Below are 24569 nucleotides of genomic sequence, written 5' to 3'. Positions count from 1 at the left end.
ATTGACGGTTTGTCCCCGCTGTACGTCGATTGAAATGGTTTATTTTTGATAGACAATAACCCAGTTTTGAATTGGATTTGTTTTATTAAATATTAAACTTTTTGTTATGCGGAAATTAATAATGAAAATGTCTGTTTCCATCGATGGATTTGTTGCGGGCATCCACGGTGAACTTGATTGGATGTTTAAAAGTGGCGATGATCATTCTAGCGCATGGGTTTTAAATATTTGTGAATCTGCCGGCGTTCATCTAATGGGTCGAAAGACCTTTGAAGTAATGGCTTCCTATTGGCCTGCCTCAACAAATCCTTTTGCGGCAGCAATGAATGAAATCCCTAAAGCTGTCTTTACAAAAAAGGGCTATCATCCCAAAACAGAAGATTTTGCTCACAATGCTAAGCTTCCTGCGCATTCCTCTTGGATGAATGCCCGGGTTTTTGATGCAGGTCTCATTGAAGGAATTAAAGAATTAAAAGCGGAGTCAGGGAAGCCACTATTGGCTCATGGAGGAGCTGAATTTATGCGAAGTTTAATTGAAACCGGATTAATTGATGAATATCATCTGATCACACATCCAATTGCATTGGGTACTGGGCTGCCTATATTCGACGGTCTTTCTAGATTTCTCGATCTAAAGCTCGTGAATGTGCAAGTTTTTCCAGGTGGTGTTGTCGCACATACATATTGTCCAGCGTAGAATGAAAATACGACATATAGATGTCGTATTTTCATTCCAGCAGCTAGCATTTTAGAAATTCTGTGAATCGGCAGAGGGGCCATAACTTGCTGGAAGGGGAATATCATTGAGTCTATAATAAACACCTAACTGTGCCCTGTGATGTGTAATCTGGTTTAATGAGTGACGAATAGCACCGTATTTGCTCCAGCTTGCCAGTTCATGGCCATCATTTTTAATGGTCCAGCTTGGAATCAAGTCTTCTTCCTTAGCTGTTTCTAAAGCATTTTTTCCGGCTTCGTAATCTTCGTCCAATTTTTTTAAGAGATCATCCCGAGTCAATAGACTTGTTGGCACATAAGCACTTTTGGCAAAGTCAAGTTCTGAAGTCTTTAAAATGGTACTTGGCCATTCGAACACTTCGACTAAGTGGGTTGCCAGACGCATCATTTTCATGCTTTTTTCATGTGGGACATATTCATTCTTGCCTTCAGGGAAAAGTGCAATGAAGTTTTTTGTAATTTGATACTCATTCGCTAATTCTTCTTTTAATTGTGGTAATGTTTCCATGTTTTTTTACTGTAATAATTTAAAATTCGATTAGTTATCCTACTAATAGCCTTTGCTCTGGAATTGTTTTTTGTTTAGTATTTGTTTTCCTGCTAAGGTTAAACAAAGATATAACCACTATGTGACAGCTATGTGTCAGTATGAATTGGATGAACCATCATTTATGATAAAAATAAAATAGTGGCAGCTCCTGTTATTTCATGTTGTTGAAAACTAGGGCTGCGAAGGCTCGAATATTTGTTTTTATAACGTTTATTTAAGCAAGCGCAGCAAATAATAAAGCAGGTCAAGCGAATTGTAAAAAGGGTGAAAATGAGCATATAGACTAAGTATATTTGATTGGTAATTAATTAAATAAAATAGAACTATGGGAAATAAGAAAGCAATATTCACTTTTGTAGGCCTGGTATTGGTTGCAGTACTTGGTATCGGTATATGGGCTTACCGTCTTTTGGGAAATATGGAGGCGGATCAGGAAAAAACAGAACAATTATCTTCCCGAATTTTAGCTGGTTTTGGCGATCATACTACTATTTATAAATATCCAGTACAATTGTCCGCAGTAGACTGGGGGAAGAGCTGTCTAATTCTTGAAAATGGCGGTGCCGGTGATTTGGGAATAACTTATAAGGAAAAATGGAACGAGGCATTGGGAACAGTAGATAATTACCCCGGTGATGCTGTCAAAGGCATTGTTATGATAGCGATGGACATGCAGGAAAAAGGAGAGTATGTCAACAAGATCGGTCAAAAAGATAAAGCTTATCAGCGCAATTATATTATTAGCTATGTAGATCTCGACAAGAAGGTAGTCATCGCCCGCGATACCCTATATGGTGAGGAGCCGCCTTTGGTCAATCGTTCCAGCGGTTCGGGAGCTGGTGACTTTCCCTCGGACACTGAAGTTATAGATTCAATCAAAGGTAGGTTGAAATTGTAATTTTTTTTTTTCTCCGTTTATGGAATTTTGATATTCTTCGCATCCCTGCACGAAAGTTGAAGTGCCGGATGGAAAAATCTAGTACTTGGCTTTAGGTAAATTTATCTATTTTTAAAAGAATTTAGCCAGTATCTTAAACATGAAATGGAAATCAATTGTTGTCTGCTTTTTAGCTGTTCTGTATTCTGTGGTCCTTTGTGGGCAATCGACCTTATTCAATAGTCCGCGTGGATCTTCTGACTATTATATTTATAAACTGAGCCCAGAAGTTTTAAGAAAAATTCACTTGGGAGAGAAGAAATTCGATGAAACTATGCTCAGCGATTTTTTTCTCAAGTATAAGGCCGGAAGTCCACAGCCGACTTTACCTCCTGGTAATTATGTCCAGGTCCGCGCCAGTGGAGCTGATCTCATTTATCAGGAATTGATTAGTGATAACCTATATGTCAAGATTATTCCGGCAGAAATTTTTGCGATTTGTCTATACGATTCTCTGGGAACGATTATAAAAGATGCCCAAGTAAAAGTGAAGGGACGTCGCATGTCATTCGATAAGAAGTTACATTATTATAAAGCTGCTAATGCAAATAGTGACGATGTCGTCAGTATTGAACATAAGGGTGTCTATCATTACCTGAGTGTAGAACGGAGTTGGCCTTACAAAGAAAAGGTTCCATTATGGAGAGGAATCAAAAATAGCTGGCTTAGAGCAAAGTTTAAGATTAAGAGGTTCTTTTATAAACAAGAAACTGAACAGACAGAAAGCTTTATGGTTTTTAACAAGCCAATGTATAAGCCAAATGAGCAGGTTAAATTTAAAGCTTATCTTGAGGAAGAAAAATGGAAACCTTACCGTGATTCTATTGCCGTACGTCTGACAGGTGGATATGGATATGCTAAAGATACCATTTTGGCCCGACTTGCTCCTTATCATCCGGGAATGTACAACTTTGCATTTGATTTGAAGGGCCTTGGCCTTATCCTTGATAAAGATTATGGGATTTCTTTGGAATCTACAAAAGCCAAAGTCGTCTTGCATCAACAGTCTTTCCGATATGAAGACTATGAGTTGAAAAGCCTAAGCTTTAATATGACGTCCGAAAAGACGAAATATGCTAAAGGAGACAGTGTGCGACTGAAACTAAAAGCTTTAAATGAAAATGAAATGCCCATATATGATGGGAAAGTAGATGTGCGTGTTGTGACAAGTCCACTTTATACGCTTGATATAAAGTCCAATAAGGTCAATTTTATTCCAGATACATTATGGCAAACGAGCGTTTCGCTCGCAGATGTCGCGGAAAAGGAAATTGTATTACCCGATTCAATCTTTCCGGCTGACATAGGTCTTACATTTCGGGTTATTGGCACCTATCTAAGTTCGGATAATGAAAGAATTGAGCGAAGTCTCGACCTTAATATACTCAACAGCGAAAAGGAAATTCGTATTGCTGTAAAAGACGGGCATGCGGAGCTGAAGTATTTCGAAAAAAGTGTTGCGATGCCAACAACTGCTCAGCTAATGATATTAGGTGAACATCGTGAAGTGCTGAAGACTGAAAATTTGAGCTTACCTAATTTGGTTTCTATACCTTGGCAGGCCGAAGAAATTGTTGTCAAGTCGAATGGATTCAGTAAAAACGTTTATCTGGAGGATCAAGAGCAGGCACAACTGAATTATCGGTTTTATCGAACTGCGGATTCGGTGATATTGCATGTCAATAATCCCGCTATGATTCCATTTTGGTATCGTGTCTATCGTGCTGGTCGTACGATTGCTTCGGGTTATAATACCAAATTAAATGGTACATTTTTAGCTCGGGGAAAAGACGGGTATAGCATGGAAATCACCTATCTTTTTGGAGGAAAATCAAAAGTTATCCAGGAAGAATTACCCTATGTGGAGAAGAATTTAAATTTGGCCGTCAACACGGCGACGACAGTTTATCCGGGGCAGAAGGCTGACGTGGAACTTTCGGTTACGGATAAGAATGGTAACCCTTTGAAAGATATCGATATTACGGCCTATGGTTTTACCTCAAAATTTAGGTCTGCAACCACTCCAAATATTACTATGGGTGGTCTGATGCGAAGGGCAAGAGTCTCACAAAATCTTAATTTTAGTTTGGATGATGATGAGAAGGTTCATCAGGGAGCTCTTCAAAATTGGGCAAAATGGTCTAAAGATATGCAGTTGGATACAATGGCTTTTTATCGGTTTTTATATCCCAAAGATTATTATCAGGAGTCTCTTCCTCTGGATGCGGTCAAGAGCCAAATTTCCCCTTATGTCGTAGTAAATGGTGCGGTGCAGGGGATACATTTAGTCTGGATAGACGGTGTATTGACTTATGCTAAACAAGACCAACAAAATAACAATACTATTTTTGAAGTTTCTCCGGGGCAGCATGATTTTAGATTTAGGACCAAGGATCGCGACATTCGTGTAAATGGCTTTTATCTTGAAAAGGGGAAAAAGGTCATTGTTTCCTTTAATGCCTCACAGGATACGATTGGTTTTAACTACCCCGACAAAGCATTTAGCAAAGGCCAGATTTTGGTTTACCGATTACCTAAAGAAGAACGTGGTAAGCTCTACACTAACGAATTGACTGAATTGAAGCGCCAGTTGATTACAGTAACCAACAATTTTGGAGCCTGGCAATTACCCAATAATAATGCATTGATTGAGATGCCTGCATATATCCAGACAGCGGGAGATCTCTACTACCTCAATCCCCTAAGAAAAACTGTTTACGATAACCGGTTGCGGACACAGGTTCCCGTCCCCTTGATGGTGGGACCATTTCCAAGGACAGAAATGTATAATGGTGTGTCCAAAATAGGCAGCCTCATGGTTGACACAGCAAAAATTGGACGTTTTGAAATTGAGGGAGGCTATCAATACAGTATCTATAAAAATTACCAAAAGCAAAAAAGCTGGGATGGCAATCCTTTGCGGATTGATCTGTATGATTTTACGCCAAATTTAGATTTTCAGGAGAGGGTATGGACCTTGGAGGATATCAAGTCAAACGTAGAACGTACTTTCCAGGAGACCATGCAGAATAGCACGGGACCTGCACAATTTGCTACGGTGAAAAAAGGGAAAAAAGACGCTATTTTTAAATTGAATTTAACTCTGGGTAATGATGCTGCACAAAAAGGGATTCGACCTGCATTGATCTTTATTGAACCGACGAATGTAGAGGAGAGAATGTACTTTCGACTGTTTTACGGTGGACATCGAACTTTTGGGGATCTTCCGGTCGGCGATGTTACTTTGCATATTGTAAAGGATGATTCAACTTCATTTAGCCTGCCAATCAAACTCAAAGCCAATGGGATGAATTATCTCAGACTGGATTCTATTCAATGGAGCAATGCATCCCAAGCGGCAAGATTGGCTTACAAACTTGTACGCGATGAAATTATTGTGCGTACCGTGGAAAACCCATTGCGGGATTCTATAAGACATGGGCAAGAGATTGATCCGCAGCTCTTAAAAATAGACCGAGAAGATTTTAGCGCGAAAAGAAAGAATAATAAGGTCGCCAGGATCTTAGTTTACGATGGTGATACGCCATTAATTGGGGCTAAAGTGAGTGTTTCGGATACCAAAAAACGATATTTCACAAGCTTTGACGGAAGTGTGGAACTTGAGCTTTCCGATGACAAAAATACGGTACTTGAGATTGTTGCTTTAGGGTACAATACAGCTACAGTCAAAGTCTCCAGTGGCAAAGATTATTTCGTGGAGTTAAAGCCAAGCGAAAATCAATTGGATGAAGTGGTTGTTGTGGGGTATGGCGTCCAAAAAAGACAATCATTGACTGCGGCAGTGAAATCGATCAATGCTAGGATGGATGGGGTGACTACGGTTATGTTACAGGGTGCCGTAGCAGGGATTCGTATTCGTGGCGCTGCTAGTCCGGCCCCCAATGAAAAACCATTGATTTTAGTAGACGGAGTCCCCTTTGAAGGTGATATTTCAAGTCTTGATCCATCGACTATCGCGTCATTGAATGTGATTAAAGATCAATCTATGCTTGGATTGTATGGTGCTAGGGCCGCCAACGGTGTGGTGATGGTTCAGATGAAGGCTGGAGCTTCTGCGACATCGACAGGTGCTGTGGTTATGCCCTATTTGGAATCTGGAAATACGATGCGCGTGAACTTCCGCGATGATGCATTCTGGCAGCCAAAGCTAACTACCGATGCTCAGGGAAAAGCTAATTTTGAAGCGACCTATCCGGATGATATTACCAATTGGCGAACATTCTTTATTGCTAAAGGAAATAAAAATTTCGCCGACATAAAAGAGCTAAATGTCAAATCTTTTAAAGCTGTTTCGGCACATTTGTCGACTCCCCGATTTGCCATCAGAGGTGATCAGTTTACAGTCATGGGACGGGTTGTCAATTATCTTAGCGACAGCTTACAGCTCTTGCGTACCATCAACAATGGACTAACAACGCAGGAGGCAAAGTTGAAAATTGCGAAGTCCTATCGGGATCCTATATCGGTTATTGCCGATAAGGGGGACAGCATCCAACTTGCTTATTCGATCGGATTGTCAAATGGATATTTTGATGGCGAAAAACGTAGCATTCCGATTTTTGAAAAGGGGCTTGAACAACATGAAGGAGATTTTAAAGTACTCAACAGTACCGCAGAGTATTTGCTAAAAACTTCTCCTGCGCTAGGCGAAATCACCTTGCATGCCGAAGCAAATTCGCTGGAATTTTTACAACGGGAAATCGAATCGATTGATCGTTACAAATTTCTATGCAATGAACAGATGGCTTCCAAATTGAGCGCGTTACTTTCTAAAAAAGAGCTTACAAAATTGATCGGAAAGCCCTTTACAGAGGATAAGAAAATAAAGGATCTTTTGAAGGAGTTACAGAAAAACAAAAATTCCAATCAGGGCTGGGGCTGGTGGAACAAAAGTGAAACTGTGACCTGGATCAGCAACTATGTGATCGGGGTCCTGTTGGATGCCGGAGAAGCAGGATACCAGGTTGAGATCGATACGGAGATCTATGCAGAACGTGAAAAAACCATGTTGAAAAGCAGCTTGGCTTCGCTGGATCTTCTATTGGATAAAGATAAGCTTCACGGGGCCAAAGAGAATTTGTTTGGCTCCCTGATATATCTGCTCCGGCTAGATCCGAAAACCGATTACAAAGATTATTTCTTCGAAATTGATACAAAACTGAAAAGTAAAACCATTAAGGATAAACTGTTGAAATATCTATTGATTTCAAAACTGGGTCTTAAGGATTCACATGCTGCAGATACCGTTCTTAAATACTCCTCAAGGGCTATCTTAGGGGGGCTTTATTGGACTTCTGGAACTACAACAGATCAGAAAGGTAGATTTTTTATGCGACCTACGGAAACCAATACCGAGAATACACTGTTGGCTTACGGTGTCTTAAAATCAATTGGTGGTCATGATTCGGATTTAGAAAATATCCGTAATTACTTTTTCGCGCAGCGGCAGCAAAACCAATGGTATAATATCTACGAATCTTCCCGTATCATACGAAGTATTCTTCCTGATTTACTGAAAGAGGGTGAGTCTTTCCAGGCACCGGTAATGGTCATCAATGGCAAACGCGTCACTACATTTCCGTATACGCAAAGCTTTAAGTCGGATGAACAGATTAAAGTGAGGAAAGAAGGGACGGGGCCGGCTTTTGTGACAGCCTATCAAAATTTTTGGAATCCAAATCCTGTCATAGAAAAAGAAAAGGGCCTTGCCGTGGCAACGCGATTTAAGGACAATGGTGCTACGGTAGCGGCGCTAAAGGAAGGGAAGCCTGTAAAACTTGAAGCAAGCGTAACCTTAACTGGTGAAGCTGAGTATGTGCAGATCGAAGTTCCTATACCGGCGGGATGTTCTTATGAAACCAAAACCAATGGATACTATAGAATCGAGGCGCACCGAGAGCATTTCAAAGATCGTGTCGTCATTTTTTGCAACAAACTGGGGAAAGGTACACATACCTTTGAGATCGAACTTTTACCTCGTTATACCGGGACTTATACAGTCAACCCCGCGAAGGCTGAATTAATGTATTTCCCGACATACTATGGAAACGAGAAAATGAAAGAAATCGTGGTGGAGTAGATATGCTTTTACAAAAAAAGGGACTTATCACATGATAAGTCCCCAACATATAAAAACTAAAATTAAATTGTGCTATTGATGATCCCATCCACCACCTAGGGATCTGTATATGGCTACGCTTGCTTTGAGTTGGTTGACCTTTTTCTCAACGAGCTCAAATTTGGATTCCAGGGCATCACGTTGTGTCAGCAGAACCTCCATATAATCTGCGCGGGCGTATTTAAAGAGGTCGTTGGAAATACCGATAGACTCATTTAATGCATCAACTTCCTTGGTCTTAATTTGTAGGCCATTCTCCAGATTTTTAATTTTGGAGAGCTGGTTTGCAACTTCAATATAAGCAGCCAATATCGTCTGCTCATAATGGTAAACAGCCTGAACCTGTCGTGCATTTGCGCTATAATACGCGGCTTTAATTGCCCGTTTGTTGATCAAAGGGGCGGTTAGTTCACCAACGAGGGAAGAGAGAAACGCTTCCGGTTTGATGATATAAGTCGGATCAAAAGCTTGAAAACCTACTCCCGCTGCAATGTCCAGAGAAGGATAAAAGCGGGCTTTGGCCGATTTGATATCCAGTTTGGAGGCTGCAAGTTCATATTCAGCCTGCTTTATATCCGGTCTGTTTTCCAGAAGGTCGGCCGGGATGCCCGCATAAACGGTTTGCGGAACAAGCTGATCAAAGGATTGTTGATCCCTTTGAACCGGCTGCGGGAATCTTCCAACGAGGTAGTTTATTCTATTTTCTGTTTCTGTGATCTTCTGCTTGATATCATATTGCATACCTTGGGTTTTCAATATCTGGGCTTCAAATCTTTTGACGGCAAGTTTATTGGATCGCGCGTTTTTCTTCAAGTCATTTACCACGACAAGTGCATCGTTTTGAATCTTTACATTCTCATTGATAACCAGAAGTTCGTTGTCCAGCGCCAGGAGTTCATAATAAGAATCTGCAATTTCAGCGATCAGGTGAGTTACCATAAAGTTTTTGCCTTCCACGCTGGCAAAATACCGTTGCAGCTGCGCTTTAGTCGCATTGTGGAGTTTACCCCAGATATCTGTTTCCCATTGTGCCTGTACACCAACTCCAAAATCAAATAGCGGTTCCGGCATTTCGCGTCCGGGTTCGATTTCTGTATTCTTTTCCATCGCTCCAATGTTTGTGTAGCGACTTACTTTGTCGACCCCCGCACCAACTTTTACACCTACGGAAGGTAGATATTCACCTTTTTTGGCGCTTACCTCATTTTTGGCTATTTCAATTTCCTGAAGCATAATATGTAGCTCCTGGTTGTTTGCTAGTGCCTGACCGATCAGTCCTTGTAGATTGGGATCGCTGAAATAGCTGTTCCATTTGATTTTTCCTGTATTCACGGTGTCGCTGTCAGCATCCCCATAGTTTCCGGGAACGGTTCTATTTTCGGCACGTTGTTTTATTTCCAGTGGTTTGCAGGCTGCAAGACTAAGCAAGAAAAATGCGAAACCTGTATAGTGATATAATCTGTTCTTATTCATAATGTATCATGTCTTCGCTTAATGGTGATTCGTCTTCGGCTTGGATCATTTTTCTTCCGTCAGCCAATTTTGCAAAAATGTAGTAGAGTCCGGGAATGACAATAACGCCAAAGATAGTTCCGACGAGCATACCTCCCAGCGCTGAGGCACCTATGGTATGGTTACCGATAGCTCCGGCACCACTGGCAAAGACAAGTGGTACAAGTCCAGCGATAAATGCAAATGAGGTCATGAGGATAGGTCTGAAACGTGCTCGTGAGCCCTCAATAGCTGCTTCTAATATGCTATCGCCAGCTTGGCGCCTTTTCACGGCAAATTCTACGATAAGCACTGCATTTTTACCCAATAAACCAATAATCATGATCAGTCCGACCTGTGCATAGATGTCATTTTCCAGTCCCATAGCTTTTAATAGGAAGAATGATCCAAATACACCAACTGGTAGCGACAACAATACCGCAAACGGAATGATAAAGCTTTCGTACTGTGCAGCAAGTACAAGATATACGAAGACTAAGACGACTAAAAAGACATAAACGGCTTCGTTTCCACGTTGGGCCTCATCATAGGACAAGCCCTCCCAGGCAACTTTATAGCCATGTGGTAATGTTTGAAGTGCAGTTTCGTTGATTGCCTGAATAGCGTCGGCCGTTGTATACCCATTTGCCGGAAGTCCACGGATGGCGGCCGAATTGTACATGTTGTAGCGCGTGATTTCGTTTGGTCCCTGTGTTTTTTTTAAGGTCATAAAGGCCGAATAAGGAACCATTTGGTCATGATCGTTTTTGACGTAAAGGTTCATGATATCGGAAGGTAGCCTTCTAAATTCTGGTGAAGATTGTACATAGACTTTGAAGAACTGACCGAAACGGATAAAACCCTGCTCATAGGTACTACCGATAAGGATATTGAGGTTGTCCATGGCTTTACCAATGGAAACGCCTTTTTGCATGGCGGCGTTATTGTCAAATACCAATTCGTATTGTGGGTAATTGGCGGCAAAGAATGTAAAGACTCCGGTGAGTTCCTTACGTTTCTTTAGATTAGCGATAAATGCTTTATTTACTTTATCGAAATCTTGGTAATCGGTGGTCCTATTGAGGTCCAGCAGGCGCATGGAGAAACCTCCTGAAGAACCAAACCCTGGAACAGCGGGAGGTTCGAAGAATTCAACCGTTGCACCTAGATTTTTTGATTTTTCTTCAAGTTCTTCCATGATCTCTTTAACGGAGTGTTCACGTTCACCCCAGGTTTTGAGGTTGATAAGACAGGTTCCTGCATTCGATCCACGGCCTTCGGTCATGATTTCATAACCCGCCAGTGATGAGACAGATTCTACCCCATCTACCCCTTGACAGATCTTTTGGAGCTCTCTGGAAAGCTTATTGGTCTGTTCCAATGTTGATCCTGGAGGAGTCTGAATAATGGCATATATTGTGCCTTGGTCCTCGCTCGGTATAAAACCTCCTGGAAGCGTTTTGTTAATGACGAAAATTCCGACACAGAATGCTATTAAGATACCCCATGTAATTACTTTTCGGCTGGCAATTTTACGAAGTAAGGAGGCATACTTGCCCGTTATTTTATCAAAAGTACGGTTAAAAAGGTCGAGCGATTTAGTGAATACATTTGATTTTTTTGGTTTACCATGGTTATTTTTCAGGAGCATCGCGGCAAGCACAGGAGTAAGGGTTAATGCGACTACTGCAGATATCACGATGGAACTCGCCATGGTAATTGAAAACTGACGGTAAAATGTTCCGACAGGGCCTGTCATAAATGAAATGGGGATAAAAACGGCCACCATAACAGCTGTAATAGCGATAATAGCACCTGCGATTTCGCCCATGACTTCTTTTACAGCGCTGTATGGCGATATGGCACTTTCTTCCATTTTGGCATGTACTGCTTCAATGACCACAATGGCATTGTCCACGACAATCCCGATAGCAAGCACCAATGCAAACAAGGTCACTAAGTTGATCGACATACCGAACCATTGGATGACGAAGAATGTACCTATCAGCGAAACGGGCACGGCGATGATTGGAATCAACGTCGAACGCCAATCGCCAAGGAAAATAAACACAACAATGGCAACTAAAATAAAAGCATCGCGTAGGGTATGCATCACCTGTTCGATAGAAGCATCCAGGAATTGGGATACGTCATAACTGATTTTATAGTCTATCCCTGGAGGAAAGTTACCTTTCATCTCAGCAAGTTTTGCCTTCACATCTTTAATAACGTCATTGGCATTACTGCCATAATTCTGTTTCAACACAATTGAAGCCGAGGGATGCCCGTCTAAATTGGAATAGATGTCAAAGAATTCACTACCCAATTCGACTTTAGCTACGTCTTTTAACTTGATGTTTTCACCGTCGCCGTTTGCGCGAACGATAATATTGTCGTATTCTTCAGGTGTATTGTATTGCCCTTTATAAGTTAGGACATATTCGAGGGATTGCGCTGCAATACCCGAGCTTTGTCCCAGTCGACCGGGACGGCCGATGATGCTTTGTTCTCCTATCGCTTTCATCACTTCATCAACTGACAAGCTATAGGCGCGCATACGATCGGGATTTAACCAGACGCGCATGGCATATCTACGGCTACCTAAGATTTGTGATTTGGCGATGCCATGAATACGATTGATTTCAGGAATGATATTTACCGTTGCATAGTTGTACAAGAACTTTTCATCCATGCTTTTATTTGTACTGTAAAGATTCACGTACATCAGCATACTGGGCTGAATTGGATTGACGACGACTCCTTCCTTTTGAACAAGTTCAGGCAATAGTGGCATAACCTGATCCACCCGGGTTTTGACCAGTACTACGGCATCGTTAGGATCTGTTCCCGGATCAAATACGACGTTTACGGTTGCTTCACCGGCACTGGTCGCATCGGTTGCGATATAGCGCATTCCCTGTACACCGTTGATTGCATTCTCCAGTGTAATCAATGAGGATTTTACAAGTACATCGGCACTTGCACCCGGATAGGCAATGGAGACCGCAACTGTAGTTGGTGCGATTTTTGGAAATTGCTCAGTAGGAAGTTGCTTTATGGCCAAACCTCCGATAAATAGGATTACAACCGATATGACAATAGCAAATACCGGTCGATGTATTACTTTTTTAAACATAATGCTGCTTTTTAATTACTCTGCATATAAATCTAAGTTTGACATGACTTTCTCCGGTGTCTGATATTTGGATTCAATGGTCTGGTTTTCCTGTACCATGCGAAGTCCATTCAGTAGAATCTTTTCGTCCTTGCCCAATCCGGAAGAAACAACATAGATATGCGGCAGTTCGGCAGCAACTTTTATTTCTCTTGCTTTTACTTTATTATCTTTTGTAATAACGTAAACATATTTTTTTTCAAGCTCTTCGAATGTAGCTTTCTGAGGTATCATAAGCGCGTTATTATAGGGCGATGTAATGACGATATTACCTGTCTCGCCATAACGCAATAATCCCTTTGGATTTGGAAAAGTCGCTCTGTAGGCAATATTTCCAGTTTCATTATTGAAGTCTGATTCAATTGTTTCAACAATACCCTCATGACCGAATTCTTTTCCATTGGCCATGTTTAACCGTACATGCAGCGGGCTAGTGTCTTTTTTTGTGTCCATTTGATTGAGGTATTCGACTTCGGGGACATTGAAGTAAACCCACATTTTACTGTTATCGGACAGTTCTGTGATCAGCTCGCCTTCATCTACAAGACTTCCTTTACGGACATGGAGCTTACCAACGATTCCTGAAAACGGTGCTACGATGTCAGTAAATTTGAGATGAGTATTCATAGCGGCTAACTCAGCTTTGGCTTTTTCATATTTTGCTTTTGCCATTTCAGTTTCCTGCGGAGCGACAATATCTTTTTCGGACAGATTTTTGGTGTTCTGATATTCGATTTCAGCATATTTTACCTCGGCTTTAGCACGATTAACATCGGACTCATAGAGGTTGGGCATGATTTTAAAGAGGGGTTGTCCTTTTTGTACAAATTGACCTTCATCGACAAATATCGATTGAATGTAGCCTTTTTCCTGCGCGCGCAATTCAATATGGTTGATCGAACGGATTTGGGCGACATAATCTTTATTGACAATTGTATCTTTGACCAAAGGAGTAGTGACGTTGAAAACTGCAGCTTCTTTTTTGTCTTTTTTTTCTGACTGACAGCTTGTCGATAGAATAATAAGGCACAGGCTTATATACATAAAGCTTCTCATGACCATGATAATAGTTTTTTAATTATTTTCGAAAAATTGAACAATAGTGTGACCTGCTTCCAAATGATTTTGAAAGTTATTTTGATCTTTTTTTAAGAAATTATTAAAAAATCACAGCCTGAATACACTGTAATGGATATATAGGGCGCTTTTTCGTGAAGTATGCTGGTTGGAATTTGCAAGCGAAACTGCTGTGCGTGTATTGTGAAATTCGGGATGTATATAAGAGACTAGATTTCCAAAACCCTCTCCTTTAAGTGCGAATAAGTTAGGGCTATTGGAATCACTTCCGGTGTCGTCGTTTTCATTATCATTTTCTGAAAAATAAGCCCTTAATTTTTCATGTCGAGGACGTTTAGTTTTGCGAATAACTTTGGTGTCATAATCTTCGCTTTTTAATTGCTTGTTGAAATGATTGACAGCGTGAAGATTGCAGGAAGGGATTTTATTTGGTGTTGGCATATGATACCAGCCAAAACTGATAAGTATTGCGCAAACTACGCCGAACAGATATTGATGGAATTTTCCTTGCATCCTTGAAAGCAAATGTAATTAAACTTTAAAAATGATACAAGTGATTTAGGTATGGAAATTTTAAAGTTTATGTAATATTGTTACAAAGTGTTTAAACTGACGGTGTTTTAGTAATTAATTGTGTAAAAATTGCTCAAATTCCGTTTTTGAAATTGCGTTTAGGTCATATTTTTGAAAAATATGACCTAAATAGCTTTAGTTTTCTTCAATGGGTTATGTTTTTAGGTTTTTTTCGAGTTTATTTTCGTTGTTTTTTTGTTTGGCCTAATCTATTCTTTTACTTGAGTAAAAATGGCTTGCAGTATTTTTTGATAAGTAACTACCTTAATATTCAATTGGGCTATTCTAAACGGTTTTTAACGTTTTCTGATTATTTCGTAGCATTTGTATTGCTTTTTCAGCTCTTGTTTTTCGGGTTTGTTCCTGTTTTGCTGATCCAACCCAATCACAATAGCCTTGTTTGTATGATTTGGAAAGTGTTTCAAAAAAAGCATTGGCTTTTTCGTCCATATCCAACAATTGTTGGAGTTCCATAGGAACGCTTTCGATATGTTCATTTTTTTTTAACATATATTTTTATCCTTTGATTCCCGATAAAAATACATAAATATCTTCGAGTTGCCGGCCTTTATTGCATGAATACTTTTGACTTGCCCGTTAGGTAATACGATCAGGAGATTGCAATACTTTTTCTTGGAATAAGACTTACATGTTGCCGCTGTCTTCATATGCGTTGAAACATATATTGTTCTTATTTGTTTTTCTATTAGTCAACAAAAATTTTCAATATGAAAGCAGTACGTTTTTTTGGGCACAAAGATGTCCGCGTTGTGAATGATCTTGTGAAGCCCGTTCCTAAGGGCGATGAAGTATTACTAAAAATTGGTGGTGCAGGTGTTTGTCATTCTGATCTTCACATTATAGATGAGGGGACCGTTGTAGGTACGGTGTTTACCTTGGGACACGAAAATGCGGGCTGGATTGAAGAAGTTGGATCTGATGTAAAAGACTATAAAAAAGGTGATGCGGTATTGGTCTATGGTCCTTGGGGCTGTGGGCACTGTAAACCCTGTCAGCAATCAAAAGAAAATTATTGTGATCACCAGTCTGAAATGGCTTATGGTGGTGGGCTAGGCCTAGATGGCGGGATGGCGGAATATATGCTTGTCCCTTCTTCGCGCTTACTGGTCCCAATTTATGACTTAGATCCAGTCATTGCTGCGCCATTAACGGATGCGGCACTTACACCTTATTCGGCGATAAAACGTTCTATTGGTAAATTAACGGCAGATGAATATGTAGTTGTAATCGGAGTTGGAGGTTTGGGCCATGTTGCATTACAAATACTAAATGAAGTAAGCGCGAGTTCAATTATCGCCTGTGATGTCACCGAAGAAAAACTAGCCTTTGCTAAAGAACTGGGGGCAGCCTATGTGGTCAATTCGAAGGATGCAAATGCAGCCGAACAAATCAATAAGATTACCGGCATTAAAAAAGCTAAAGTAGTGATTGATTTTGTAGGCGCAACATCGACTATAGATCTAGGAACAAAGGTTGTTGGTTTGGATGGTGACCTGACAATTGTTGGATTAGGTGGGGGACACTACCAGTACAATATGTCTGGGCTTCCTTTTGGTGTGAGTATGACAAACCCATATTGGGGCTCGCGGGTTGAGCTTATGGAAGTTGTAGGTTTGGCTAGGCAAAGGAAGATTCATATTGAAATTGAGCAGTTTAAGCTTGATCAGGCTAACGAAGTTTATGATCGAATGCGCAACGGTAAGATCAAAGGAAGGGCTGTACTGATTCCTTAGTAAAAAAAAGTCTATCTTTTTGGTAGTTTATTTTGGTTTTTATCTTTTTGATGCTTATCTTTGTTGTATCATAATTTAGGTTTATAATTGGTTATTTAAGGTTTTCATTCTCCCCGTTTGAAAACCTTTTTTTTTTGAAAGTCTCTCTTTTGATTGGTTATTAAAAACCTTCTGCATTCTCTACTGTTGTAATACTAGTAATCTGCGCTGATTTATCTGCAAAATATTTATGGACAAAACAATTCTCGTACTCACCGATTTTTCTGAAAATTCATGGACCGCTATCCGCTATGCGGCGAATCTGGCTAAAAGATTTAACTGGACAGTAGAGCTTCTGCATACTTATACTATCCCAATAAAAGACAGTGTCCATGCTAAAATGGAGAATATGTTTTTGACGCCTCAGAAGGAAGAGGCTGAAGGCATGCTCAAGGACTGGCAGACACGTATCGACGATGAATTTCCTGATCTCAGCAGTAAAACCGTAAGTTTGCTCGGCGACTTGGAAAAAACGGTACTAAACTTACTACAAGAAAAGGAATACCGCTTTATCGTTATGGGAGCTAAGGGTAAAGGTATGATACAAAATGCGGTCTTGGGAAGCAATACCTTTGCCCTGATAAAAAAGAGTCCAATCGGTGTCTTGGCAGTACCCATCATGTTCCAAAAATTTAGGTTACAAAATATCGGATTACTGAGCAATTTTAAAGCGTCCGAATATGATCTACTTGACAGTTTCATCTTACGTGTACCGGAGAAATTCAATCTCAGTCTCTTGCACGTAACACAAAAGTATATCTCTCCAAAACGAGAAGATATTGAAGACTGGAAACAAAAGCTATCCACCCAATTCTCGTTTAATAAAATTGATTATGTGGAAAAAAACGCGGTCAATCGCTTAGATTACAATATGCCTATACCGCGTTGCATCGACTACATGGTAGAAATCGAAGCTATTGATCTTTTACTTGTGTCGTACATTCCTAAAAGTTTTTTCAAAAGTATATTTTCCAGAAATCTTACGAAAGCAATTTATCGTAATCTGACGGTTCCTACTTTTTTTAAGCGTAATTTATATTAATTGTCGGTAATCTCCTCCTTGTTATTACTATCCATTGGTTAATTGTACACGATTTAGTAAGTAGAAAATGATTGCACTAAAGTTAATAGCCGTGATTTTATGATTGCTAACTGAAATTTAAATCGCCTCTCCGATATGAAGTAATGTATTCGTATTTTTCATTAGCTTTATACATAGTTGTATAAAATATAAACATAATGAGCCTTTGGATACTTCCTTTAATCACCATACTTTCCGCAAGTCCCGATAGTACGCATGCAGGAGAATATAAGTTTGCTGAAACGCCCAGTTGGAGCGATGAGTTTGATTACAATGGTCTGCCGGACGCAAGAAAATGGGGGTATGATGTAGGCTCCTTGCATAATGGCTGGGGAAATCATGAACTTCAATACTATACAGCTGCAAACAGGAAAAATGCAAGTGTGGCAAATGGTGTTTTACGTATTACTGCAATAAAAGAACAATATGAGGGGTTGGATTATACTTCTGCTAGGCTGGTCAGTAAGAACAAGGGCGATTTTCTGTATGGTCGATTTGTAGTCCGAGCCAAGGTACCGAAAGGGAAAGGTACGTGGGCAGCCGCTTGGATGTTGCCGACAGATTGGGTTTATGGAGGATGGCCACATTCGGGGGAAATAGATATCATGGAGCATGTCGGTTATGACGAGAATGCAATACATTACCGTTCATACAAAGGACTATAATCATTCCATTGGAACTCAAAAAGGAGTGATGAAGCGAATTAATCAGGCAACATCGGAGTTTCATGATTATCGGATTGACTGGACCCCCGAGTATATCCGGGGTTTCGTGGATGATGTTCAGATCTATAGTTTTCCGAATGAAGGAAAAGGCAATGGCGTGTGGCCATTTGATAAAAGATTTCATTTACTATTGAATCTGGCCGTTGGTGGAGATTGGGGCGGTGTGCAAGGTGTCGATAGTAGCGCATTTCCTGCTGAGATGGAGGTGGATTATGTCAGGGTATATGATTTACTGAAACCTTAAATGAATCTTATTTTCTGTAATTTATAAAGATTAATTCAAATGTTTAGGCATCAAGGGAGAGGAAGGAATTATACTCATAATTTGAAGTTAGCCTCTATTTTGTCTTGTGTTGCAGGCCTGGTTAATATTACAGGTGTTCTTGCCGTTGGCACTTTAACAACAAATGTCACAGGTCACTTCGCATTTTTTTCAGAACAGTTGATTTTAATGAATTACAAGATGGCTTTGATTTATCTGTTATATATTGCTTTCTTTTTAATGGGAGCTACCGTTTCAGGTTTTATTGTAGAATTAGCCTCAAAAAAGAAATCACATAACGCTTATATCATTCCAATTTGTATCGAGTCTATTATCTTAATTAGCGTAGGACTGGTCCCAGCTTTATTTAAAGCAGGGCCAACTTTGCCAACAATAATTTCATTTGCCCTGCTTTTTGCTATGGGACTTCAGAATGCTCTGGTAACGAAGGTGTCACAATCCGTTGTCAGAACGACGCATTTGACCGGATTGTTTACTGATCTTGGTATTGAAATTTCACAGTTGCTTTTTTATAGAGAAATTGTTGAGAAAGTGAAATTACACAAAAGTATTTTTCTTAAGTTGATGATTATTGGTGGTTTTTTTTTCGGGGGAATTATAGGAGGTTTTATGTTTCAATATTTTAAATTGAAAACATTAATGTTACCCGCTACAATGCTTTTGTTTGCCTTATGGTATGACCATATTCTGCTTAAGTTTTATCATTTGAAGCGAAGCTTAAGGGCGGATGAATAATAGTTTTGAGTCAGGATCTAACCTAATAACAACACCGGAAGCACTTGTGCCCAAATCTGATGGGGATTTTCCTTCACCGAATTATGCTTTTCCTTATTTCTCTGTAGCCGGAAGATTAGTACTGAAAGATGTAATTATGTTGGCAGCAGCGTTGATTATTGGAGCATATAGTGTTGACCGCCTGATGGAAAAGTAGATTTAGGATCAACGCGAATAGATGCTTTTTTATGAAATAGTTGCGGTTTGCCCAGACTAGCGAATAGTGAATCAAGCTATATTTGCCAACTTTTGGAAGGTATCTTTGATGCCAGCTGTATTTTGGCAGCATCTTTGTATCTCGTCGTTAAACTATATTGAGTTATACCACGAACGATATGAAAATAATACGAACGACCCTTTCATTTCTTCTGTTTAGTTTCATCCTTTTAGTTGGATGCAACAATAATCAACAGATCAGGATGATTGATAAAGATGGGAACACACATTTGTTGACAAGAGAAGGTGATCGAAAAGGAGAATTGGGACTGCAGCGTATCATCGCTCGTGGCAATGATACAGTAATAACGATTGATGGTGCAGGTCATAAAATGATATGGACAGCTTCAGATGTGACCAATATTGATACAACAAAGATTCAATATTATCTCAAAAAAAGAAATGGAAGCAGTGTTCATATTTATACACCCGTCGATGTAAATCAAAATTTTATAGATGTAGAGGATAGTCAAAATGTTTTGTCAGATCCTTATGATGGTACAGACAAGAAAAAATCCTTACTGTAGATTGCCGCATGAAAAAGCATAATTTGGTCTAAAGAGAAAATCCTAGCAAGTTTGCTTGCTAGGATTTTTTTTTGGGTACTTTGGCACCTTCTTTTTTGGCTTCGGAGAGGCCGATAGCAATCGCCTGTTTTCGTGATGTTACCTTTTTTCCGCTACCAGATTTTAATTTTCCCTCTTTCATTTCGTGCATCGTCTTTTCAACTTTCTCAGATGCTTTTTCTGAATATTTTGCCATAATAGTGTTACACCTTGATCTGTTATTAAACACTTCTGCAAAAAGAACAGCTGTTTCAGTTGAATCGTTTGAAAATTCTTTGAGAGCGAAATAGCGAGCATCTGTATCCGCTAATTCAATTCATTTCCAGCTTTAATCACGGCTTGGTTGACGGCTTTTATTCTTTCAAGAACCATTTTTTGTATTTTACGGTCGTAAGTCAATAGACCATTGACTTCATGTTCCACGTCTGTAGTTTGCGTATAAATAGCAACACTGAGTCCTTTGTATCTGAGCAATTGTTCGACATTATCCATTAGGAATATATAACGGTCTGTGAGTGCCTCTATAGTGGGTTCGTATGCATAGGCATTGTTTTCGACGGGCCACATGTGATCGCGGACAAATAAGCCTACGCCACCAAACTCTCCAAGGGAAGCAGCCCGTTTCGGATCAGGTTCTGAGGCACCCTTGGGGCCAACATAGATATGGGTGTCAACAAAATCTCCATTTCCGGGATCACCATAAGCTTTTTGGTAAGATGGATTGTTGTTAAATCCCGAATTACCGTTCACTAAACGTGAAGGGTCATATTGTTTGGTCCAGTCGGTAATATTGCGAACATCGAAAGCGCCCCAATTTTCGTTAAAAGGAACCCAGGCGATAATGGATGGGGAGTTGTAGTGGTCGTCAATGATGGCCTTGTATTCATCACGAAATGCTTTTCGATAAATCGTAGTATCTTCATCGGGATACCAAAGGCAAGGCATATCTTGCCACACGAGCAGTCCCATTTTATCTGCCCAATAATAGAACCGTTGGGGTTCGGTTTTCATATGCTTACGAATAAGGTTATAACCAGCTTTTTTGGTAAACTCGATATCATATTTGAGAGCTTCTTCCGTAGGTGCTGTTAGAATACCATCGGGCCAGTACCCCTGATCCAGGAGACCGAGCTGCATCACAAATTTGTCATTCAATAGCGGCCTTACAATTCCGTTTACCTTACCAAGTTTAATATCACGCATACCAAAATAACTCTTAACCTCGTCGATGATTTCTCCATTCTTCCCATGTATACTTAATTTTAAATCGTATAAAAAGGGGGAGTCAGGAGACCAAAGTTTTGGATTTTCTACCGGGATATTAAATTCCATGCCCGACTGAATTACCGTTTTTGAAATTTCTTTTCCTTCTGAAGAAACGATGGCTGTAACTTTTGCCTTGGCTGTGCTAGTGACCTGTATTTTTAGTTGTTTTTCTGCTACTTGAGGTAATAATTTGATTCCCTGTATATGGTTTTTGCTTACTGGTTCCATCCACACAGTTTGCCATATGCCAGAAGAAAATGTATAGTCGCCTCGAGGTCCATTTTTGCCCGAAGGATACTTACCGTCGTTCTTGTCATGTGCTGCAACGACAATGTTATTTGGACCGGCCTTTAAAAACTCAGTGATGTTGATCCAGAAGGAGTCGTAGCCACCTGAATGAGTACTAGCTTTTTTTCCATTTACAAATATGGTCGCATCGTGATCCACTGCACCAAAATGGAGTATAATATCTTTCCCTTTCCAATGATTAGGTAGCTCGAAATTTTTACGATACCACAGATTAATTTCTTGTTTGCGTTGTATTCCGGATAAATAGGACTCTGGACAGTAGGGGACAAGAATGCTTTCTCGGCTGCGGTCAAAGGAAATGGGGGCAGCAGGATTCAGCGCATTCGGAGCGTCCTTTCCACCTATATAATCCCATTTACCGTTGAGACATAGCCATTCGTTCCTTTCCATTTGGGGACGTGGATATTCGGAAAGTGGGATTTCTGTTTGCTTGGCTATTGCTGTCCATGGGGTTGAAAGCTGTGGCTGTTGTGCCAAAGCATTAAGCCAACCGAAGAGCGATAGTGCCAGCACAAAAATTGAGGTTTTGGTTTTTATCATGGTATACTTCTTGGTTTTTCAGAATATGAATATAAGTATACTAAAATGATTTAGTGAATTATAAACGAAATGTTACTAGTGCCGCTTTCATATTGGGCTTGGTTGGTTGGTTGGTTGGTTGGTTGGTTGGTTGGTTGGTTGGTTGGTTGGTTGGTTGGTTGGTTGGTTGGTTGGTTCACAAAAGAAATAGATGTTGGATTAAAGAAATTTACAGGAGCTGCCATTTTTGAGACAGCTCCTGTAAAATGCTTATTACCAGATTTTGATTCTTTCTTCCGGTGACTTGTACAGTTTGTCTCCTTGTTTAACATCGAAAGCTTTATAAAAAGCGTCAACATTGATCAATGGACCAAAACTTCTGAAATATCCTGGAGAGTGTGGATCAGTTTTAACTTGGTTGACCATATATTTTTCACTGGATAGGGTTCTCCAAACAGTTGCCCAGCTTAGGAAAAAGCGTTGATCTTGCGTGTATCCACTTATTTCACCTGGGTTTCCCTTATCTTTTAAATATAGTTGAAGTGCGTCGTAAGCAATGTTTACACCTCCTAAATCCGCGATATTTTCACCGTTTGTAAATGTTCCGTTGACGAAAGTGCCTTTTACAGGTTCATATTTATCGTATTGAGCTGCGAGTGTTTTTGTTGCTTTTTCAAAATTGGCTTTATCTTCTGGTGTCCACCAGTCTACCAAGTTTCCGTCCGCATCAAATTGTGCGCCCGAATCGTCAAATCCGTGGCTCATTTCGTGGCCAATTACCGCACCTATACCACCGAAATTGACAGCTGCGTCGGCTTGTGGGTTGAAAAATGGCGGTTGAAGAATTGCTGCCGGAAACACGATCTCATTGTTTACGGGATTGTAATAGGCATTTACTGTTTGTGGAGTCATTCCCCATTCTGATTTGTCAACAGCTTTGCCAATTTTAGCCAGATCCTTTTCATATCGCCATGTGGTGATATTTTGGAGGTTAGCATACAGATTACCGCCTTTATTTTCAGATAGAATACTCAATTTAGAATAATCTTTCCATTTGTCCGGATAGGCAACTTTTACAGTAAATTTGTTTAATTTTTCAAGCGCTTTTCCTTTTGTAGCCGAAGACATCCAGCTTAAATCGTTGATATGGACTGCAAAACTTTTCTTTAAATAGTCGATCAATTCGACCATTTGTGCTTTAGCCTCAGCTGGAAAATATTTTTCGACATATAATTTTCCGAAAGCTTCACCTAATGTGGAATTGATCAGTTCAAATCCTCTTTTATTTAATGCTCTTTGTTCTTGTTGACCTCTTAAATACTTACCATAAAAAGCAAATCGCATGTCTCCTAATTTTTCGCTTAAATAAGAGGCACTACCGTTGATCATATGGAATTTTAAGTAATCTTTAATAACAGGAAGGTTTTGTGCACTGACCAATTTATCGAAGTTCTTGTAATAACCTAATTCCCCAATGATTACTTTTTCTGTATTGACACCTACTTTTTTAAGGTACTCAGGTAGATTTACATTTTTAACCAAGGCGGTTAACTCTGCCATGGTCTGTGGATTGTACTGTAACGTATTATCACGGCTTTGTTCATTGGTCAAGTAGGTCTTCGCAATGCTTTTTTCGTAGTCAACGATTCCTTTTGCGGCAGCATCAGCATTTTTATAGCCCAATTCTGTTAACATGGAAGCTACATATTTTTGATACTCGGCAATAGCTTCGGTATTTTTTTCATTTTCTTTTTGATAATAATCTCTTCCAAGTCCTAAGGAGGCATCTCCTAAGTAGACTGCGTTCATTTTTGAATCTTTTAAATCAGCATAGACACCCCAGCCATAGAAATTATTCTCACCTTCTTTCGTTACGGAAGTTAAATAATTCTGAAGATCTTTTAGGTTTTTAATCGCGTCAATTTTGTTTAAATTTCCCTGAATCGGCTTAATACCGTCTGCATTTCTTTTCTGTAAGTTCATGTAAGAAGCATACAGGTCCTGTATTTTTTTGCCCTCACTTCCTTCAGGAAATTTATCTTTTAAAAGTGAGTTCAGAATTTTCATCGAATTGTTGTCCGTATCTTCTGCCAATTTATTGAAGCTTCCCCAAGTGGGTTTGTCGGAAGGAATTTTAGCCGTTTTCATCCAGGTTCCGCTTACGTAGTTGTAAAAGTCATCCTGTGGACGTACAGATTTGTCCATTAAGCTCAGATCAAGTCCTTTGTCGGGTACTGTACCTGCTGTCTGTGCTTCCGCATGCTGTGTGTAGACTCCAGCCAAGAAAATTAGGGCGAGTGTTAATTTTTTCATTGTTGTTTTAATGTTGTATGATTTTCAATAATTCAATCTGGGAG

20 protein-coding genes are annotated in these 24569 nt (G+C 39.9%); 11 read left to right on the top strand and 9 right to left on the bottom strand.

Annotation, left to right across the window (positions count from 1 at the left end; all coding sequences use genetic code 11):
- Window positions 1-106 precede the first annotated feature (106 nt).
- Window positions 107-697 (top strand): dihydrofolate reductase family protein, encoded by a 591-nt coding sequence (locus CBM24_RS20590; RefSeq protein ID WP_088162534.1) that lies wholly within the window; start codon window positions 107-109, stop codon window positions 695-697.
- Between the two features lie 51 nt (window positions 698-748).
- Here the strand turns inward: CBM24_RS20590 and CBM24_RS20585 are convergent, their stop codons facing one another.
- Window positions 749-1246, bottom strand: a complete 498-nt coding sequence (locus CBM24_RS20585) for a DinB family protein (RefSeq protein WP_075993798.1) — start codon at window positions 1244-1246, stop codon at window positions 749-751.
- A gap of 367 nt (window positions 1247-1613) precedes the next feature.
- Here CBM24_RS20585 and CBM24_RS20580 point away from each other — a divergent pair, with 367 nt between their 5' ends.
- Together CBM24_RS20580 and CBM24_RS20575 are read left to right on the top strand one after the other, a co-directional pair.
- Window positions 1614-2186 carry a hypothetical protein gene (locus tag CBM24_RS20580; protein WP_088162533.1) on the top strand — a complete coding sequence of 191 codons (573 nt, stop codon included), beginning with the start codon at window positions 1614-1616 and terminating at the stop codon, window positions 2184-2186.
- 139 nt (window positions 2187-2325) lie between these two features.
- Window positions 2326-8325: an alpha-2-macroglobulin family protein gene (locus tag CBM24_RS20575; protein WP_088162532.1), complete on the top strand. Its 6000-nt coding sequence runs from the start codon at window positions 2326-2328 to the stop codon at window positions 8323-8325.
- Between the two features lie 72 nt (window positions 8326-8397).
- On the opposite strand, the gene CBM24_RS20570 is transcribed toward CBM24_RS20575, so the two are convergent.
- The 5 genes from CBM24_RS20570 to CBM24_RS20550 all read right to left on the bottom strand — a co-directional run bounded on the left by CBM24_RS20570 (window position 8398) and on the right by CBM24_RS20550 (window position 15190).
- Window positions 8398-9837, bottom strand: coding sequence for a TolC family protein (locus CBM24_RS20570; RefSeq protein WP_088162531.1), 1440 nt, complete (start codon window positions 9835-9837; stop codon window positions 8398-8400).
- Window positions 9830-12991 carry an efflux RND transporter permease subunit gene (locus CBM24_RS20565; protein WP_088162530.1) on the bottom strand — a complete coding sequence of 1054 codons (3162 nt, stop codon included), beginning with the start codon at window positions 12989-12991 and terminating at the stop codon, window positions 9830-9832. The genes CBM24_RS20570 and CBM24_RS20565 overlap by 8 nt, the downstream gene beginning before the upstream one ends.
- Before the next feature lie 15 nt (window positions 12992-13006).
- Entirely contained in the window at window positions 13007-14086 is a 1080-nt protein-coding gene (locus tag CBM24_RS20560; protein WP_232475590.1) for an efflux RND transporter periplasmic adaptor subunit, read from the bottom strand.
- A 111-nt stretch (window positions 14087-14197) separates the two neighbouring features.
- Complete coding sequence (locus CBM24_RS20555; RefSeq protein ID WP_088162528.1) at window positions 14198-14620, bottom strand: hypothetical protein; 423 nt, start codon at window positions 14618-14620, stop codon at window positions 14198-14200.
- A 345-nt stretch (window positions 14621-14965) separates the two neighbouring features.
- A complete protein-coding gene (locus tag CBM24_RS20550; protein WP_088162527.1) occupies window positions 14966-15190 on the bottom strand; it encodes a YdeI/OmpD-associated family protein in 225 nt (74 codons plus the stop codon).
- 218 nt (window positions 15191-15408) lie between these two features.
- On the opposite strand from CBM24_RS20550, the gene CBM24_RS20545 reads away from it, so the two are divergent.
- The 7 genes from CBM24_RS20545 (at window position 15409) to CBM24_RS20520 (ending at window position 20079) form a co-directional block, all read left to right on the top strand.
- A complete protein-coding gene (locus CBM24_RS20545; RefSeq protein ID WP_070566904.1) occupies window positions 15409-16434 on the top strand; it encodes an NAD(P)-dependent alcohol dehydrogenase in 1026 nt (341 codons plus the stop codon).
- Window positions 16435-16663: 229 nt separating this feature from the next.
- Entirely contained in the window at window positions 16664-17515 is an 852-nt protein-coding gene (locus CBM24_RS20540) for a universal stress protein (RefSeq protein ID WP_088162526.1), read from the top strand.
- A gap of 197 nt (window positions 17516-17712) precedes the next feature.
- Window positions 17713-18219 (top strand): family 16 glycosylhydrolase, encoded by a 507-nt coding sequence (locus CBM24_RS27815; protein WP_232475589.1) that lies wholly within the window; start codon window positions 17713-17715, stop codon window positions 18217-18219.
- A 28-nt stretch (window positions 18220-18247) separates the two neighbouring features.
- Complete coding sequence (locus CBM24_RS27810) at window positions 18248-18523, top strand: glycoside hydrolase family 16 protein (protein ID WP_232475588.1); 276 nt, start codon at window positions 18248-18250, stop codon at window positions 18521-18523.
- A gap of 39 nt (window positions 18524-18562) precedes the next feature.
- Entirely contained in the window at window positions 18563-19297 is a 735-nt protein-coding gene (locus CBM24_RS20530) for a YoaK family protein (RefSeq protein ID WP_088162525.1), read from the top strand.
- The gene (locus CBM24_RS20525) at window positions 19290-19493 is read left to right on the top strand and encodes a DUF417 family protein (RefSeq protein ID WP_083663729.1); all 204 of its coding nucleotides are present in this window, start codon (window positions 19290-19292) and stop codon (window positions 19491-19493) included. The genes CBM24_RS20530 and CBM24_RS20525 overlap by 8 nt, the downstream gene beginning before the upstream one ends.
- 178 nt (window positions 19494-19671) lie before the next feature.
- Complete coding sequence (locus CBM24_RS20520) at window positions 19672-20079, top strand: hypothetical protein (protein ID WP_157626181.1); 408 nt, start codon at window positions 19672-19674, stop codon at window positions 20077-20079.
- A 58-nt stretch (window positions 20080-20137) separates the two neighbouring features.
- Here the strand turns inward: CBM24_RS20520 and CBM24_RS27625 are convergent, their stop codons facing one another.
- Window positions 20138-20314 carry a DUF6496 domain-containing protein gene (locus tag CBM24_RS27625; protein ID WP_167450483.1) on the bottom strand — a complete coding sequence of 59 codons (177 nt, stop codon included), beginning with the start codon at window positions 20312-20314 and terminating at the stop codon, window positions 20138-20140.
- Window positions 20315-20424: 110 nt separating this feature from the next.
- Window positions 20425-22233 (bottom strand): glycoside hydrolase family 2 protein, encoded by a 1809-nt coding sequence (locus CBM24_RS20515; RefSeq protein ID WP_088162524.1) that lies wholly within the window; start codon window positions 22231-22233, stop codon window positions 20425-20427.
- Between the two features lie 69 nt (window positions 22234-22302).
- Here CBM24_RS20515 and CBM24_RS27955 point away from each other — a divergent pair, with 69 nt between their 5' ends.
- Entirely contained in the window at window positions 22303-22515 is a 213-nt protein-coding gene (locus CBM24_RS27955; RefSeq protein WP_262507970.1) for a hypothetical protein, read from the top strand.
- Here CBM24_RS27955 and CBM24_RS20505 read toward each other — a convergent pair.
- Entirely contained in the window at window positions 22486-24525 is a 2040-nt protein-coding gene (locus CBM24_RS20505; RefSeq protein WP_088162522.1) for a M13 family metallopeptidase, read from the bottom strand. The genes CBM24_RS27955 and CBM24_RS20505 overlap by 30 nt on opposite strands.
- Window positions 24526-24569: the final 44 nt, after the last annotated feature.

Source organism: Sphingobacterium sp. G1-14, from assembly GCF_002196555.1.
GTDB classification, from domain to species: domain Bacteria; phylum Bacteroidota; class Bacteroidia; order Sphingobacteriales; family Sphingobacteriaceae; genus Sphingobacterium; species Sphingobacterium siyangense.
This window is presented reverse-complemented; position numbering and strand designations above follow the sequence as displayed.

Bases quoted from the DNA above. Each gene is read 5' to 3' on its own strand.
- CBM24_RS20590 (WP_088162534.1), top strand. From the start codon at position 107: ATGCGGAAATTAATAATGAAAATGTCTGTTTCCATCGATGGATTTGTT.
- CBM24_RS20585 (WP_075993798.1), bottom strand. From the start codon at position 1,246: ATGGAAACATTACCACAATTAAAAGAAGAATTAGCGAATGAGTATCAA.
- CBM24_RS20580 (WP_088162533.1), top strand. From the start codon at position 1,614: ATGGGAAATAAGAAAGCAATATTCACTTTTGTAGGCCTGGTATTGGTT.
- CBM24_RS20575 (WP_088162532.1), top strand. From the start codon at position 2,326: ATGAAATGGAAATCAATTGTTGTCTGCTTTTTAGCTGTTCTGTATTCT.
- CBM24_RS20570 (WP_088162531.1), bottom strand. From the start codon at position 9,837: ATGAATAAGAACAGATTATATCACTATACAGGTTTCGCATTTTTCTTG.
- CBM24_RS20565 (WP_088162530.1), bottom strand. From the start codon at position 12,991: ATGTTTAAAAAAGTAATACATCGACCGGTATTTGCTATTGTCATATCG.
- CBM24_RS20560 (WP_232475590.1), bottom strand. From the start codon at position 14,086: ATGAGAAGCTTTATGTATATAAGCCTGTGCCTTATTATTCTATCGACA.
- CBM24_RS20555 (WP_088162528.1), bottom strand. From the start codon at position 14,620: ATGCAAGGAAAATTCCATCAATATCTGTTCGGCGTAGTTTGCGCAATA.
- CBM24_RS20550 (WP_088162527.1), bottom strand. From the start codon at position 15,190: ATGTTAAAAAAAAATGAACATATCGAAAGCGTTCCTATGGAACTCCAA.
- CBM24_RS20545 (WP_070566904.1), top strand. From the start codon at position 15,409: ATGAAAGCAGTACGTTTTTTTGGGCACAAAGATGTCCGCGTTGTGAAT.
- CBM24_RS20540 (WP_088162526.1), top strand. From the start codon at position 16,664: ATGGACAAAACAATTCTCGTACTCACCGATTTTTCTGAAAATTCATGG.
- CBM24_RS27815 (WP_232475589.1), top strand. From the start codon at position 17,713: ATGAGCCTTTGGATACTTCCTTTAATCACCATACTTTCCGCAAGTCCC.
- CBM24_RS27810 (WP_232475588.1), top strand. From the start codon at position 18,248: ATGAAGCGAATTAATCAGGCAACATCGGAGTTTCATGATTATCGGATT.
- CBM24_RS20530 (WP_088162525.1), top strand. From the start codon at position 18,563: ATGTTTAGGCATCAAGGGAGAGGAAGGAATTATACTCATAATTTGAAG.
- CBM24_RS20525 (WP_083663729.1), top strand. From the start codon at position 19,290: ATGAATAATAGTTTTGAGTCAGGATCTAACCTAATAACAACACCGGAA.
- CBM24_RS20520 (WP_157626181.1), top strand. From the start codon at position 19,672: ATGAAAATAATACGAACGACCCTTTCATTTCTTCTGTTTAGTTTCATC.
- CBM24_RS27625 (WP_167450483.1), bottom strand. From the start codon at position 20,314: ATGGCAAAATATTCAGAAAAAGCATCTGAGAAAGTTGAAAAGACGATG.
- CBM24_RS20515 (WP_088162524.1), bottom strand. From the start codon at position 22,233: ATGATAAAAACCAAAACCTCAATTTTTGTGCTGGCACTATCGCTCTTC.
- CBM24_RS27955 (WP_262507970.1), top strand. From the start codon at position 22,303: ATGTTACTAGTGCCGCTTTCATATTGGGCTTGGTTGGTTGGTTGGTTG.
- CBM24_RS20505 (WP_088162522.1), bottom strand. From the start codon at position 24,525: ATGAAAAAATTAACACTCGCCCTAATTTTCTTGGCTGGAGTCTACACA.